16 protein-coding genes and 1 riboswitch are annotated in these 13,481 nt (G+C 49.0%); of the genes, 2 read left to right on the top strand and 14 right to left on the bottom strand.

What is annotated here, in order from left to right; genetic code table 11:
* Nucleotides 1-36: 36 nt before the first annotated feature.
* The 6 genes from KW844_RS00680 to KW844_RS00655 all read right to left on the bottom strand — a co-directional run bounded on the left by KW844_RS00680 (nucleotide 37) and on the right by KW844_RS00655 (nucleotide 5,333).
* Nucleotides 37-1,638 (bottom strand): DUF6377 domain-containing protein, encoded by a 1,602-nt coding sequence (locus tag KW844_RS00680; RefSeq protein ID WP_218374790.1) that lies wholly within the window; start codon nucleotides 1,636-1,638, stop codon nucleotides 37-39.
* Nucleotides 1,639-1,689: 51 nt separating this feature from the next.
* Nucleotides 1,690-2,154 carry a copper resistance protein NlpE gene (locus tag KW844_RS00675; RefSeq protein ID WP_218374789.1) on the bottom strand — a complete coding sequence of 155 codons (465 nt, stop codon included), beginning with the start codon at nucleotides 2,152-2,154 and terminating at the stop codon, nucleotides 1,690-1,692.
* A gap of 43 nt (nucleotides 2,155-2,197) precedes the next feature.
* Nucleotides 2,198-3,343, bottom strand: a complete 1,146-nt coding sequence (locus tag KW844_RS00670) for an esterase-like activity of phytase family protein (RefSeq protein ID WP_218374788.1) — start codon at nucleotides 3,341-3,343, stop codon at nucleotides 2,198-2,200.
* Nucleotides 3,344-3,433: 90 nt separating this feature from the next.
* A complete protein-coding gene (locus tag KW844_RS00665) occupies nucleotides 3,434-4,258 on the bottom strand; it encodes a ferritin-like domain-containing protein (RefSeq protein ID WP_218374787.1) in 825 nt (274 codons plus the stop codon).
* Between the two features lie 18 nt (nucleotides 4,259-4,276).
* Nucleotides 4,277-4,978 carry a ferritin-like domain-containing protein gene (locus KW844_RS00660; protein ID WP_218374786.1) on the bottom strand — a complete coding sequence of 234 codons (702 nt, stop codon included), beginning with the start codon at nucleotides 4,976-4,978 and terminating at the stop codon, nucleotides 4,277-4,279.
* A 202-nt stretch (nucleotides 4,979-5,180) separates the two neighbouring features.
* Nucleotides 5,181-5,333: a lmo0937 family membrane protein gene (locus KW844_RS00655; RefSeq protein WP_218374785.1), complete on the bottom strand. Its 153-nt coding sequence runs from the start codon at nucleotides 5,331-5,333 to the stop codon at nucleotides 5,181-5,183.
* A 256-nt stretch (nucleotides 5,334-5,589) separates the two neighbouring features.
* Between KW844_RS00655 and KW844_RS00650 the strand changes: the two genes are divergently transcribed.
* Nucleotides 5,590-6,051 (top strand): PA2169 family four-helix-bundle protein, encoded by a 462-nt coding sequence (locus KW844_RS00650; protein ID WP_218374784.1) that lies wholly within the window; start codon nucleotides 5,590-5,592, stop codon nucleotides 6,049-6,051.
* Between the two features lie 400 nt (nucleotides 6,052-6,451).
* Here the strand turns inward: KW844_RS00650 and thiH are convergent, their stop codons facing one another.
* From thiH to thiS, 7 genes are all read right to left on the bottom strand, one after another.
* Complete coding sequence (thiH, locus tag KW844_RS00645) at nucleotides 6,452-7,558, bottom strand: 2-iminoacetate synthase ThiH (RefSeq protein WP_218374783.1); 1,107 nt, start codon at nucleotides 7,556-7,558, stop codon at nucleotides 6,452-6,454.
* A gap of 17 nt (nucleotides 7,559-7,575) precedes the next feature.
* Nucleotides 7,576-8,349 (bottom strand): thiazole synthase, encoded by a 774-nt coding sequence (locus KW844_RS00640; protein WP_218374782.1) that lies wholly within the window; start codon nucleotides 8,347-8,349, stop codon nucleotides 7,576-7,578.
* Nucleotides 8,337-8,981, bottom strand: a complete 645-nt coding sequence (gene thiE, locus KW844_RS00635; protein WP_218374781.1) for a thiamine phosphate synthase — start codon at nucleotides 8,979-8,981, stop codon at nucleotides 8,337-8,339. The genes KW844_RS00640 and thiE overlap by 13 nt, the downstream gene beginning before the upstream one ends.
* Nucleotides 8,978-9,754 (bottom strand): hydroxymethylpyrimidine/phosphomethylpyrimidine kinase, encoded by a 777-nt coding sequence (locus KW844_RS00630; RefSeq protein ID WP_255578080.1) that lies wholly within the window; start codon nucleotides 9,752-9,754, stop codon nucleotides 8,978-8,980. The genes thiE and KW844_RS00630 overlap by 4 nt, the downstream gene beginning before the upstream one ends.
* The gene (locus tag KW844_RS00625) at nucleotides 9,745-10,362 is read right to left on the bottom strand and encodes a thiamine phosphate synthase (RefSeq protein WP_218374780.1); all 618 of its coding nucleotides are present in this window, start codon (nucleotides 10,360-10,362) and stop codon (nucleotides 9,745-9,747) included. The genes KW844_RS00630 and KW844_RS00625 overlap by 10 nt, the downstream gene beginning before the upstream one ends.
* The gene (thiC, locus tag KW844_RS00620) at nucleotides 10,359-12,215 is read right to left on the bottom strand and encodes a phosphomethylpyrimidine synthase ThiC (protein ID WP_218374779.1); all 1,857 of its coding nucleotides are present in this window, start codon (nucleotides 12,213-12,215) and stop codon (nucleotides 10,359-10,361) included. Before thiC ends, KW844_RS00625 begins: the two co-directional genes overlap by 4 nt.
* A gap of 78 nt (nucleotides 12,216-12,293) precedes the next feature.
* Nucleotides 12,294-12,497: a sulfur carrier protein ThiS gene (gene thiS / locus KW844_RS00615; protein ID WP_218374778.1), complete on the bottom strand. Its 204-nt coding sequence runs from the start codon at nucleotides 12,495-12,497 to the stop codon at nucleotides 12,294-12,296.
* A 56-nt stretch (nucleotides 12,498-12,553) separates the two neighbouring features.
* Nucleotides 12,554-12,655: riboswitch (TPP riboswitch) on the bottom strand.
* Nucleotides 12,656-12,725: 70 nt separating this feature from the next.
* Between thiS and KW844_RS00610 the strand changes: the two genes are divergently transcribed.
* Complete coding sequence (locus KW844_RS00610) at nucleotides 12,726-13,205, top strand: lipocalin family protein (protein ID WP_218374777.1); 480 nt, start codon at nucleotides 12,726-12,728, stop codon at nucleotides 13,203-13,205.
* A gap of 13 nt (nucleotides 13,206-13,218) precedes the next feature.
* On the opposite strand, the gene KW844_RS00605 is transcribed toward KW844_RS00610, so the two are convergent.
* Complete coding sequence (locus KW844_RS00605) at nucleotides 13,219-13,470, bottom strand: hypothetical protein (protein WP_218374776.1); 252 nt, start codon at nucleotides 13,468-13,470, stop codon at nucleotides 13,219-13,221.
* Nucleotides 13,471-13,481 lie beyond the last annotated feature (11 nt).

Below are 13,481 nucleotides of genomic sequence, written 5' to 3'. Positions count from 1 at the left end.
TATTATTTTTGAAAATATCGATTACGTCAGCCGGTTTTATAGCGCTTTTATGGCCATTATACGCTCTTCAAAGGCCTCGTTCGGTATCAGCGACCGCTTCTTGATTTTGGTTTTATAGGCGTAAATCGTATTCACAGAGTATTCCAATATACGGGCAATTTGCTCATTGTCGGTGATGCCTATACGTATCAGTGCAAAAATGCGTAAATCAGTATTTAACAGCTCATTTTCCTTTAATTGTACTTTGTTGTCAGCGTCAAATAGTTTGTTGAACTCGTCAACAAAATGGGGGAAGATCCGCAGGAAAACCCGGTCAAAATTGGTAAAGAGCTCATCACGCTCCTGCCGCACATTGATGGAGTTGATCAAAAACCGGAAATCAGTAGCGCTTTTGCTCTCTGCCAGTTTCTGCTCCAGCAGCTGCTTGATTTTTTCAATCTTCCCGATGTATTTGGCGTTACTGTGAAAGAAGTAGCCAATGTATTCTTCCTTGATCTTGTTGGCTTCTTCCAGCTGGTTATTGGCTTCCTGCTGTCGCATATGCGCCTTCGTGATGGCTAATTGCGCCTGTTTCAGCTTCCTGATCTGGCGGAATACGATGATCGTCATGGCTACCAGCGCCAGGAACAGCAGGGTAACAATGGCCGCATAAATAATTAAGGAACGGTTTTGCTGCTCGGCGGTGTTGATACGCTCTTCTTCAATGATCGGTAATATATTACTTACCATCACTTTCCTTTGCCGGGCGCCGTAAAAAACGGCCTCGGTCATGGCACGTTCAATATACCGCGATGCGGTTTTTATATCTCCCAACTCAAACAGAAAAGTAGCCAGCGTATAGGCTGCCATCGTTTCCTTCGTGGAAGTGCGTATATCCGCAATAGCGGAGCGGGCCATCAGGTAAATGGCCGTATCCCGTTGCTGGTTTTTCTGGTACATGGACCCAAGGCTGCAGGCAGCCACAGCCACCTGCCGCTCGGTAATTGCCGGATCGTTCAGGTTGGGGAAAGTGGCGAGCGCACCGAGGATATCGCCACGCTTATACAGTTGCTCGGCTTTATGAAACAGGTATTCAAACCCGGTGGAGTCCATCAGCTGTAAGGCGGAATCCATGGCCGCAATGGCCTGCCGCATATATTCCGGACTAAAAAAACGGTCCTGATTATAGGCAGCCATATCGGAATAAAAGCGGCTTTTTAATTTATAGTATTCTACCCGCAGGTCGTCGGGCTTGCCGTTGATATCTACCGTACTGATGTAACCGGATGCTTCCATAAACATCCCGGAGGATAGCAGAATAAATCCCAGTTTAACCTTGGCATTGGCAATGCGCACAGGATCGTTGAGCTGGTGGCCCAGCTGCTGCATTTTACTGCCGTACGAAAACGCAGAATCAAAGTTGAAGATTTTATAGGCCTCGTACAGTTCCTGGTAATAATTATAGGTCAGCTCCGGACTACCCTGCGGCCTCTGGCGCCTGATACTGTCAATTTTTTTGATCTTGATAGAATCGTAGGCGGCGGCACGTTCAATCGTTTGATTCAGGGCTTGCAGTATACTGTCCGTATACGGTTTGCCCTTAGCATGGGCTGCCAGCGATAACAAAGTGAAGAACAAACCACCGAAAATACGCCTCATAGAGTTGGTCAATAATTTTGCAGGATGATGAGGCTCAATTTAAGGCAAATTTTATTGTTTCTTCAGGGTATAATTCAGGTTGCTCTGGATATTTTTTTGTTCCCCGTCGAGCATGCGTAATTCGTCCGCGCTCACTTTCTGGAAATAGCGTTGCAGGTTTTTGTCCTTGTCGGGGTTGAGTACTATCACTTCTGCATTAGGATCGCTGGCACTGCCTTTTATCACGGTATAGGCGCCTTCTGAGTTAAAGTCCTGGTCCCCGTTTTTAGTGGCCTGATAGGTTTCGGTGAGTTTAAACCGCCTGTTGCCATCGGTTTCGGTTTCGTTGATGGATAGTTTGGTGAGTATGCCGCCGCAGTCGGCGCAGGGCAAGGTGCCGGTGTAGGTGACCCATTGGCCTTCTGTGGTGCCGCCGGCGATGATGGTAGAATCAGCAGTGCTTTTTTGGGTATTGGCCTGGTTGCAGGCGGTAGTCAGGAGGAATAGTAAGGCTGTTACCAGTGTCAGGTATTTCATAATCAGAGGTTTTACACTAGTAACAGCAATTGTGCCTGCTTGTTTATGGAATGACCTCAAAAACAAAAAACTGGCTTTCTTCGGCTGCCGAAAAGTTATTGTCGGCCGCAAATACCAGGCTCGGATGTCCGTTTGGTAATATCGGTCCGAAAGTAACACCTTCAATATTATCGATATAGGTTTGCAGGCTTTCGAAATTGTACAGCAGCTGCTTTTTTACCGGTGTATAATTTTTATTTTCAGAGAGAGAATTAATCCCGCTTACGTCTGTGGCCGCGGTGAGGTCGGCAGTGTATAGTTTGATGGTGCAATCCTTTACGCCTACAGAAAAGGACCGTTCCAGTACCAGCAGTTTATCAGCGCCGAGGTACATAATATCGGCGATACCATTAATCCGGAAGCTGTCTTTTGATACCGGCGGATAGGCCACGGGGTCCAGCTGATAGGCGTATTGTGCCAGCGGTTGCCGCGAGGCTACGTCGTACCGGAGGATGCGGGTAACCGCATTATGAACATTTACATCCGCGCGTGGACCATCTTCATACCGGGGCTCTTCCAGGCTCACGAACATCTGTTTGTTATCGGCAGAAAAAGCGAGGCCTTCGAAGCCGCCATTCCTTCTGGGGCCTTTGTTGCCGGCTTGCATCCGGAATATTTGCGGTAGAGTAAAAGTATCTACGTACTGGCCGTTGCGCTGCATGATGGTAAGGCTGGGATTTGCCAGGATAGTATCATTTGCGTTTACGATGCGCTCTCCTTCGCTGCTCCACACCATAAAATCATGGGCAGGATTATAGCGCAGTGCTTCCGGATCAGGGGTGCGTGCCGGGTTCGTGAACTTATTCGGATATGGTTTACCATCTCCCTGTAATAAAGTGGTAACATGGGTAATGCGTACACTATCGAATGAATGCTGGCTGAAGTAAAGTTTAGCCGTGTAAAAGCGTGCGGGGTTCAGGTCCGAGCGATCATCGCAGATCAGGTAATACTGCTGCCGCTTTGCGTCGTAATCAATACCGGAAAGGCCGCCGGTAGTGGTGCCTTCAAACGGCATATTATGTGGAAGTACCTGTTTGCCTATCAGGCGCAGCTGACCAATAGCCGGAGGCGTTTTCACCATTTTACGGGAAGTGCTGCAGGAAAAGAAAGTGAGTGCGGCGAGCAGGCAAAAAAGCAGGTTCTTTTTCATGGCGGCAATTTACTCCATTCCTGTTTAATTACGATAGGCCGGTGCGGAAGCACCAGCCTTAACTCCTATTGACCAACTATTATAAGCGTACTACGCTTTAATAAATAATTTAGCGATGGCTTCTACTTCCATCCTGGAGAGTGGTTCGTCAAAGGCTTCCGTAGCAGCATCGGAACTGATTTTAGCTGTGGTCGCGATATTTACGGTAGCCTGCACGCCATTGTCTTCGCCGGCATACACGGCAGCCGCTGCGGCCACTGGAATGAAGGAGGTGTTTTGTGTGATCCATGGTTTCAGTGCAGGATCATTCAATCGCTTACTGCGTACCATACGTACATGTGCCGCATGCCTGGCTTCCACCGCGTGTATACCCAATGCGGCGGTGAGCACGGCGCCTTGTTTCAGCAATACACCGGCCTGACCTTTATAGGCGCGTACACCGGTATCCTCAAAGGCTTGTGATAAGGCGAGGAAAGTATCGTATTTGGTAAACACATCTGCAAATGTGCCACCTGCGGTGAAGTCGAAAGTGGGTTTAGCCACCGGCGTAGCGCCGGCCCCCAGCAGTGCCGATTTCAAAAATTCGACATGCGCTACTTCATGGCCTTTGATAGTATTAAAGGCAGCGGCATCTTCTCCGGGAATCAAGCCGGCAACGGCTACTCCTTTGGTGTAGAACTCCGCTTCCAGGTATTCGAGGGTGAGTGCAAAGTTGAGGGTGGAGTATACATCTGCGCTGCTGCTGATAGCATATGCTTTGTTAAACATGCTGCCAAGTGCCAGCGGAATGGCTGCCAGCGCTATTTTCCCGCTGATGTTGGTGAAGCGTTTCATCGCATCGCGGCGTGTATCCAGCTTGTCGTATACTTCCGGATCTACTTTTTCTATTTGTTGAAGAATATTCAGAAAGTCCATGGTGTCAGTTTTTTGAGATTACTTAGGCAATGTGTTGGTATCGATTTGTGTTTTGATATACGCGCCTGCGGCGGCAAATACGGCAGCAGGTGTCATTGACAGGTTGATGCCGTTGGCATCCACAATATCGCTGCCGGAGGAGAAGGAGCCGGGTGTAACAAGGTCGCGCAGATAGGCGGCGTGCCTGGCTTCCACACTTACAATCTTCCCTGCCAGTGCCAGGTACTTTTCATCTGCAATAAAGTTGCCTGCACCGTTATAAGCCGCCACGCCGAGGTCTTCGAATGTTTGTGCTGTTTTAAGCACTACATCTCTCTTAGTAAAATCTATTTTACTGAAATCAATGGTTAATGTAGGAATGGCCGCAGTGGCGAGAGCTGCTTTAAAAAATTCGCGGTGCCCGATTTCATGATCGCGGATATCTGTTAATAATTTCAGTTCACCTGTGGAAATACCGCTGTATGGCGTAGCCACAACCTGTGTATAGAATGCCGCTTCCAGCTGTTCTAACGCGTACGCATAATTGAGTACGGCAAAGTCGCCACTACCCAAACTCACCCCCATGGATGGGCTTGAATCCTTGTCCTTACTACAGGATGCTATGCCAATGGTGGTGAGCAAGCCTGCGCCCAAGCTGAGTTTTTGCAGGAACTGTCGTCGCTGCGGATGGGCAATACTTTCTTTATCCCCTTGATGGGAACGGGTTTTCGACAATTGCATACAAAAATTATTTAGGTGTGATGAATGGGATTGAATGGCTTTGCGCAATGCCTGATGATTAGCACTTACGGAGTACCGGAGATTTTGGTTTGGTCTTTTAAATTTTTTTAGGGAGACATTAATTCTCTCCATAAAAAAAGTCCTTTAAACGCTTATTGGTAAAGCATTTAAAGGACTTTTAAAATGAGGGTTTGGGAATATATTAGACAGCCCTGCCTCTGATGATGTTGATCAATATGGCAATGATGGCCAGAACAAGCAAGACGTGTATGATAGAACCTGCTGAATAAACGAAAAATCCGAGTAGCCATCCTATTACCAGTATTACGGCGATTAAATACAATAAGCTGTTCATATGTCACAATTTTGATTCGTTAATACCAATGGAAAATGCGTGCCAATCTGCATCGTATTCATTTTAAAATATTAATGGCTCATCGGAATGGTAAATTGTGGATGGGGTTCCACCATGCGTGAAAAAAAAGGACAGTGGCAAGCCGTGCAGTGTCATACACAAACCCATTATTATAAGGCGTTTGCGCGAAATGGTCGCATTTTTGGAAGCTATTCCATAGCAAACAAATATTCGTGACCATAAAACTTTATTGATTATGCAACAGCAGGAAAATCTTAAAACGCTCTTGAATGATTTAGTGAAAATCAATAACGACCGGGTAGCAGGATACCAGAAGGCTTTCGACGCTACGGATGATGCAGACCTTCAGATATTATTCAAACGCCTGCAGCAGGAAAGCGAAGGGTACTCCAGCCAGTTAAATGCAGAATTGCTGAAACTGGGCGACGAGCCGCAAACTGATTCCACCGTGTCCGGTAAACTCTACCGTACCTGGATGGATTTGAAAATCGCATTTACCGGCGAAGACCGTTATGCCATATTATCTTCCTGTGAATATGGGGAAGACGCTATTAAAAAAGCATACGAAGATGCCCTGAAGTCAGATACCTCCATGCCGTACACACTGAGGGAACTGATCGCTTCACAGGCAGCTTCACTGCGTAAAGCACACGATACCATCAAGGCTGGCAGAGACGTTGAAAAAATCAATCACTAGCCTGATCGTTTTGTGCAGCAATATGCAAGCTGTTCTTTTTGTTCATTCCTTGTGTTTGCATGGTTGTTCAGAATTACCGTACTACATTTGATTACACGGTATTCCAATCATACTTATTTTCATAAGTAATATGGCAACTACGGGATTTTAGGTACAGGGCTGCTTCTACGACGTAGAGGCAGCCTTTCTTTTGCTGGTGATTTTTCAGATCAATCTGATATTTTTATTCAGAAAGCCCGGGTTTTGTTCATTTTGATAGGGCGCTGTTCAGTTTGTTCATTCCAGATAATTATTGTAGAGCTTACTTATATTTACACAGATTGAGAGAAGTCTTATGTAATATATTTTAGACCATCTATGAAAAGCAAAAAGAGGGCGGTTTCTTCCACCCTCTTTCTTTTTATGACAGAACGGAGTCCCAGTCCTTCCAAACAGCCTCATAGCCTTGTTGTTGCAGCATTGCAGCTATCTCCGCGGCGGAACGCTCATCGGAAATTTCAAACTGCTCCAGCGACTGCCGGTCCACCACATACCCACCCGGATTGGTTTTACTGCCGGCACTCATCGCCGTAACTCCCAGCTTTACCAGGTGGTTACGAAATGCCTCTTCTTCCCTTGTGGAAATACTAAGCTCTATCTCCTGGTTCAGCAGGCGGTAAGCGCAAATGAGCTGTACCAGCTCCCGGTTGTTCATCTCTACCTTTGGCGCCAGCCCGCCACTAAAGGGCCGCAGGCGGGGAAAGGAAATGCTGTACTTCGTTTGCCAGTAAGTTTTTTCCAGGTATTGCAAATGCAAGGCGGTGAAAAAGCTATCGGTACGCCAGTCCTCCAACCCTATCAGCACCCCCAGTCCCATTTTGTGAATGCCCGCTTTCCCCAGCCTGTCCGGCGTTTCCAGCCGGTACCAGAAATTCGATTTCTTTCCTTTGGGATGGTGCAGTTTATAATCGGCCTGGTGATACGTTTCCTGGTACACCAGCACGCCGTAAAGTCCCAGCGGAATAAGCTCCCGGTATTCGGCCTCCTCCAACGGCTGCACTTCCATGGAAATGTTGGAAAAATGCGGCCGTACCAGTGCCAGCGCCTTGCGGAAATAGTCGATTCCTACCATCTGCTGCGCCTCCCCTGTTACCAGCAGCAGGTGATCGAAGCCCATGGCTTTGATGGCGGTGATTTCCTGCAGCATTTCCCCTGTGCTCAGTGTTTTACGGGCAATTTTATTGTTGAGACTAAAGCCACAATAAGTGCAGATGTTCTGGCATTCGTTGGACAGGTACATGGGGATATAGAGCTGCATAGTGTTGCCGAAGCGCTGCAACGTGAGCTGGTGGCTCAGGCGCGCCATATCCTCCAGGTAAGGCGCCGCGGCCGGACTAATCAGCGCCGCAAAATCGTGGAGGGTACGGCGGGTAGCGGATAAGGCGTTTTCCACGTCCCTGGGCGTTTTCTGGTAAATGCTGGCCTTTACTTCGTCCCAGTTGTACTGGTTGAATATTTCAGTAAACATAATTTTCTCTTTAATGGTCAAAGCTCATCCAGGAAGGCAGTGAGCGGACTGGAAGCCATGGCCTGCCTGGAAACCGCGGCCAGTCCTGATTCGTAGGCCTGCCGCCCTGCTTCCACTGCCAGCTTAAAGGCCAGCCCCATTTTTACCGGGTCTTTAGCCACGGCAATGGCGGTGTTTACCAATACGGCATCGGCACCCATTTCCATGGCCTGCGCCGCATGGGAAGGGGCGCCAATACCTGCATCCACAATCACAGGCACCTTGCTCTGCTGGATAATGATTTCCAGAAAATCGAAAGTTTTAAGGCCTTTGTTGCTGCCTATGGGAGACCCTAACGGCATCACCGCAGCGGTGCCGGCATTTTCCAGGCGCTTACACAACACAGGGTCAGCGTGGATATAAGGCAACACCACAAAGCCCAGGCGTGCCAGTTCCTCCGTAGCCTGTAAAGTTTCTATTGGGTCCGGCAGCAGGTAACGCGGGTCGGGATGGATTTCCAGCTTGATCCAGTTTGTTTCCAGGGCCTCCCGGGCTAACTGTGCCGCATACACGGCTTCTTTTGCCGTACGCACACCGGAGGTATTAGGCAGCAGATTTAAATGCGGATGCTGAAGATGGGTAAGGATATCATCAGTTTTCTGTTGTATATCCACACGCTTGAGGGCTACCGTCACCAGTTCAGAGCCGGATGCCAGCAAGGACTCTTCCATCAATAGTGCGGAAGAAAACTTTCCGGTACCGGTGAACAGGCGGGATCGAAACTGCTTGTCGGCTATGGTTAATGGTTGCATGCGAATGAAGTATTTAAACGGTTATAAAGTAGTTCCACGAGCATGGCTTTGTCAGGAGCACCGGTTATCAGGCCGCTTACTGCAATACCGTGTACACCTGCGCGGAGGAGCGCTGTAATATCTTCCGTAACTACACCACCAATAGCAATGACGGGGATTTGTATACCCAGGCCGGATAATTTTTGCATCACCGCCTGGTAGCCGGTCAGACTCAGAATAGGACTGAGTTTTTTCTTGGTTGGTGTAAACCGGTAAGGTCCCAGGCCTACGTAGTCCGCCCCTTCCGACTGATGTTTGACAATGTGCTCCCAGGTGTTGGATGTTCCACCCACAATCATCTTGTCGCCTACGATAGCCCTGGCTTCGGCCACGGTATTGTCTTCCAGCCCTACATGCACGCCATCAGCCCCTGCGGCCACGGCTACTGTGGGGTGATCGTTGATGATGAGGGTAACATTATAGGGGGACGTGAGCCGGCGTGCCGCCACTGCATGTGGCAACAATTCTTCGGCAGTTAAGTCTTTAATGCGGAGCTGCACCCAGGTGCAGCCTGCATCACAGGCGCTGCTGATGTTTTGCAGATGATCCGCAGGCGTAACGCCCTGTGAGATATATTGTAATCTGTTGATCATGTGATGGAATAATTTAAAGCTGCATGAAATCCTAACGGAGACACATTGCTGGAAAGGAAATTTTCCGTGTATGCTTTAGCGTTAGTGCATGCGGTAATTAATGACTGCCCATTCGCAAGGTTGGCAGTGATAGCAGCAGATAATACACACCCAGAGCCGTGTTTGGCAGTAATGGCCGTTGTTTGCGGTAGTATTTTTTGAGGAGATGGCAGATACAGGGTATCCACGCCTGCCTGTAACGGATGGTGGCCACCCTTGAGCAGCACATGGCAACAAGTGGCGATGGCTTCCGCTGCTGCTTCCCCGGTATCATAGCCGGCGAGCAGTTTCGCTTCGTCATAGTTGGGGGTGAGCAGGTAGATGGCTTCCAGGACCTGCTTCCAGCCCTCCCAGTGTACAATGCCATGGAAGTTGAATCCTGCCGTGGCTTTCAGTACCGGGTCCAGTATGATGCGGATAGTGGGTTGCAGTTGCCGCAGCTGATGCACCAGTGATGTTAAAGTGTAAACATCCTGCACGATACCGATTTTACAATAGGTGACAGGATAGGTTTGAAGCAGCGGTTTTACCTGCGCTATAATCTGGTATAACGGTATCCATTCTACGCTGTGGAACTGGGTACCTGTTTGTACGGTGATAGCGCTGCAAACACCCAGGCCATAAGTACAATGCTGTTCAAAGGTTTTGACGTCCGCCAGCAAGCCTGCGCCCCCACTGGGGTCCAGGCCTGCTATGCTGAGTACAAATGGTCGCTCCGATTGTATTATTTCCATGCTTGCCTATGTTTTAATACGGCCTCCTGCCAGCAGTGCTGCAATAGTAAAAATTTCGGGACAGCCTGCTGTGGCTGTTGCCAGATGGAGCCCAGCACCGCAGCGCCGCTGAAGTTGCGGGCCGGCAGTTCACCTATGTTGTGTACATCAATTCCTCCTAATGCTAATATGGGTGCTCCTGATTCAGGAGCAGGTCCTGTAAACGTGGCCTGGTAATCAGGCTTGGAGATGCTGTTGTAGACAGGGCTGAGCAGCAGGTAATCGAACAGGATTCCTGCCTCCTCCAACTCGCTTTGGCTATGCACACCTGTACTGCTGGCGGGATGGTTCCTGACCCAGTTATGTAATTGCTGTGGCGAGAGGGCCGCTCTGGCGTTACCGCTCCAGTGTACACCTGCCAGCTGGTAGGTATTGTAGATCCAGCAGTTATCGCGCACGAGTAATTGCGGATATATTTTTGGATCGATCTTATCCAATAGCTGGCAGTATTGCGTGGCATCCCAGTTTGGTTTGCGCAGCAATATGCGGCTGGCGCCGGCGGCGGCGAGTTCCTGTATCAGCAGGGCCTCGCCGGGCACAGCTTCCGGAGCGGTAATCACCCAGATCATGCTTCGTTGTTTAAAGTGGAATATATTTCTGAGCCGGCGGCTTTAAAGGTAGCTGCCTGGTGTTGCATGCCAGCGCTGATGGCCTCACTTTCTTCCAGACCTTTGGCGGCAGCAAACTCGCGTACTTCCTGAGTTATTTTCATGGAGCAGAAGTGTGGTCCGCACATAGAGCAGAAGTGTGCGATTTTAGCTCCTTCTGCCGGCAGCGTTTCATCATGATAGGAACGTGCTGTTTCGGGATCGAGGGAGAGGTTGAACTGATCTTCCCATCTGAACTCGAAACGTGCTTTGGAGAGGGCGTTGTCGCGCACTTGCGCGCCGGGATGTCCTTTGGCGAGGTCGGCAGCGTGTGCGGCAATTTTATAGGTGATCACTCCCTGGCGTACATCTTCTTTATTGGGCAGGCCCAGGTGTTCTTTTGGTGTAACGTAGCAGAGCATGGCACATCCGAACCAGCCTATCATGGCGGCGCCTATGCCGGAGGTGATATGGTCATAGCCGGGTGCGATGTCAGTAGTAAGGGGTCCTAATGTATAGAACGGTGCTTCCTGGCAGCACTCCAGCTGCTTATCCATGTTTTCTTTGATGAGCTGCATGGGTACGTGTCCGGGGCCTTCAATCATCACCTGTACATCATGTTTCCAGGCAATTTTGGTGAGCTCGCCCAGCGTTTCCAGTTCTGCGAATTGAGCAGCGTCATTGGCATCAGCGATGCTGCCGGGGCGTAGTCCGTCACCGAGGGAGAAAGAAACATCGTAGGCTTTCATGATCTCGCAGATTTCCTCAAAGTGTGTGTAGAGGAAGTTTTCTTTGTGGTGTGCGAGGCACCATTTAGCCATAATGGAGCCGCCTCTGGATACGATGCCGGTGGTACGTTTAGCCGTTAGCGGTACATAACGCAGCAGTACGCCGGCGTGGATGGTGAAGTAGTCCACTCCTTGCTCTGCCTGCTCTATGAGCGTATCACGAAAGAGTTCCCAAGTGAGGTCTTCCGCTTTGCCGTTTACTTTTTCCAGTGCCTGGTAGATAGGAACGGTGCCGATAGGCACGGGTGAATTCCGGATGATCCATTCGCGGGTGGCATGAATATTTTTTCCGGTGCTGAGGTCCATGATGGTATCAGCGCCCCAGCGGCAGGCCCACACGGCTTTTTCTACTTCTTCGGCGATGCTGGAGGTAACGGCGCTGTTGCCGATGTTGGCGTTAATTTTCACGAGGAAGTTACGGCCAATGATCATGGGTTCACTTTCCGGGTGATTGATATTGGCGGGGATGATGGCGCGGCCTGCGGCGATTTCATCGCGTACAAATTCCGGGGTAATCAATTTTTTAGGGGTGCGTGCGCCGAAGCTGTTGCCGGTATGTTGCTGGCGTTCATCATCGGAAACGGCTTCCAGCAGCTGGTTTTCGCGGATGGCGATGTATTCCATTTCCGGTGTGATGATACCTTTTTTAGCGTAGTAGAGTTGTGTAACGTTGGTGCCGGGCCTGGCTTTGCGTGGTTTGATGTTGTGGGTCATGCCGGGCAGCTGTGCGGTGCTGAGGCTTTGTGCGTAGGTGCTGGAGTTGCCTTCCAGCTGTAGTGTGTCGTTACGGTCGGCGATCCACTGTTCGCGGAGGCGTGGTATACCGTGGTTGACGTCTATTTCAACGGAAGGATCGGTGTAGGGGCCGCTGGTGTCATACACCACTACAGGTGTGTTGGGGGTAGTGATGTCTTTACTGTTATATTGACGTGTAGGCGTGAGCGTTATTTTGCGCATGGCTACCTGCACCGGATGTAGTTTTCCGGGCACATAAATTTTTTCAGACGCGGGAAATGGAGCCCGGCTTACAGGTGTTTGTGGTTGCATAAATAGCTTAATTTAAAGTCAATAGGATGCCTGTCCGTTAGGTAATAACGGAAGTGGTTATACGAAATAATTGATTAGTTATCCGCCTTGTGTAGCGCGGATGATGGTGATGTTGTCGGCGGCGGACAATGCCTGGTGATCCCAGCTGGTTTTGGGTATGACCTGGTTATTGACGGCGATGGCGATGCCTTTGTGACTGGATAATTGAATAAACTGAAGCAATGCAGCAATGGTAGTACCAGGCTGCACCGCGTAAAGTTTATTGTTGACAAGTACTTCCATGATGATGGAAATTAAAATGGTGAACAATAAACTTTAGAGGATGCGTGGTAAATGAAGAGGAAGTTATTACTTTTTCCTACGGCAGTATGAACTGCTTCAGGTACCGAGGGTATCATCTCAGCTTATGCCCTAAGGCATAAACACCCCTAAAGTGATTGTAAATGTAGTAATTATTTCTAAATTTCAATATTGAGTTGGTAATTCTGTTAACTATTGTATTTTTAGTCCATGTTGAACGTATTTCAGAAAGCAGGGCTGCTGATGTTGATGATGGGAATGGTTGCGTGTGGCAATAGTGGAAAGGAGGAAGAGACGTATGTGCACGACAGCAGTTTATTGAGTATTGCAGACAGCAGTAATGCGATCGTTTCCGACAGCACTACCGCTGTTGCAGATACGCTGCATATTGATACAGCGAAGCTCATAGGAAAGTGGATACAGCCCGTACAGGGCCTGGATAAAGAGATGCAGGGTTTTCAACTTAAGAAGAATGGCGTAGCCAGGTCCATCAACATGTATACTTTGGTATACGAGCGATGGCAGGTGCTGCGTGACACGCTTTTGTTATGGAATCATTCCGATGGTGTCAGAGATATTACTACCATTGTGGATACAACTATTATCAGGGAGCTTACGGATACTTCACTGGTATTATTTCCTGTTAAGGCAGCTGAGGGATATACGGAACGATATCGCCGCAGCAAATAACCCCTTTTTTTTATCAGCCATAGATCTGCCATAAGCCCACCAGGCATCCTACAACGGCCATGAATATACCGGCAGTAGCAAGTTGCATATCCTGGATACTTTTTCTGCCTGCGTAGAGGGATGCAAATCCCAGTACGATAGCGGCTGCGCCCAGTACTACGGCATTAGCAGGCGTTTTAGTGATAAATGCGAATGCGGCAGACATTACCCCGATGATGAGCGAACTGATACAGGCGGTTTTTGTCAGCGTTGTTGAGTGTTGCATATATGTTGTTT

Source organism: Chitinophaga sp. sic0106 (assembly GCF_019219075.1).
Lineage (GTDB): Bacteria > Bacteroidota > Bacteroidia > Chitinophagales > Chitinophagaceae > Chitinophaga.
Note: the sequence above shows the minus strand (reverse complement) of the source record. Positions and strands in the feature narration are given on the sequence as shown.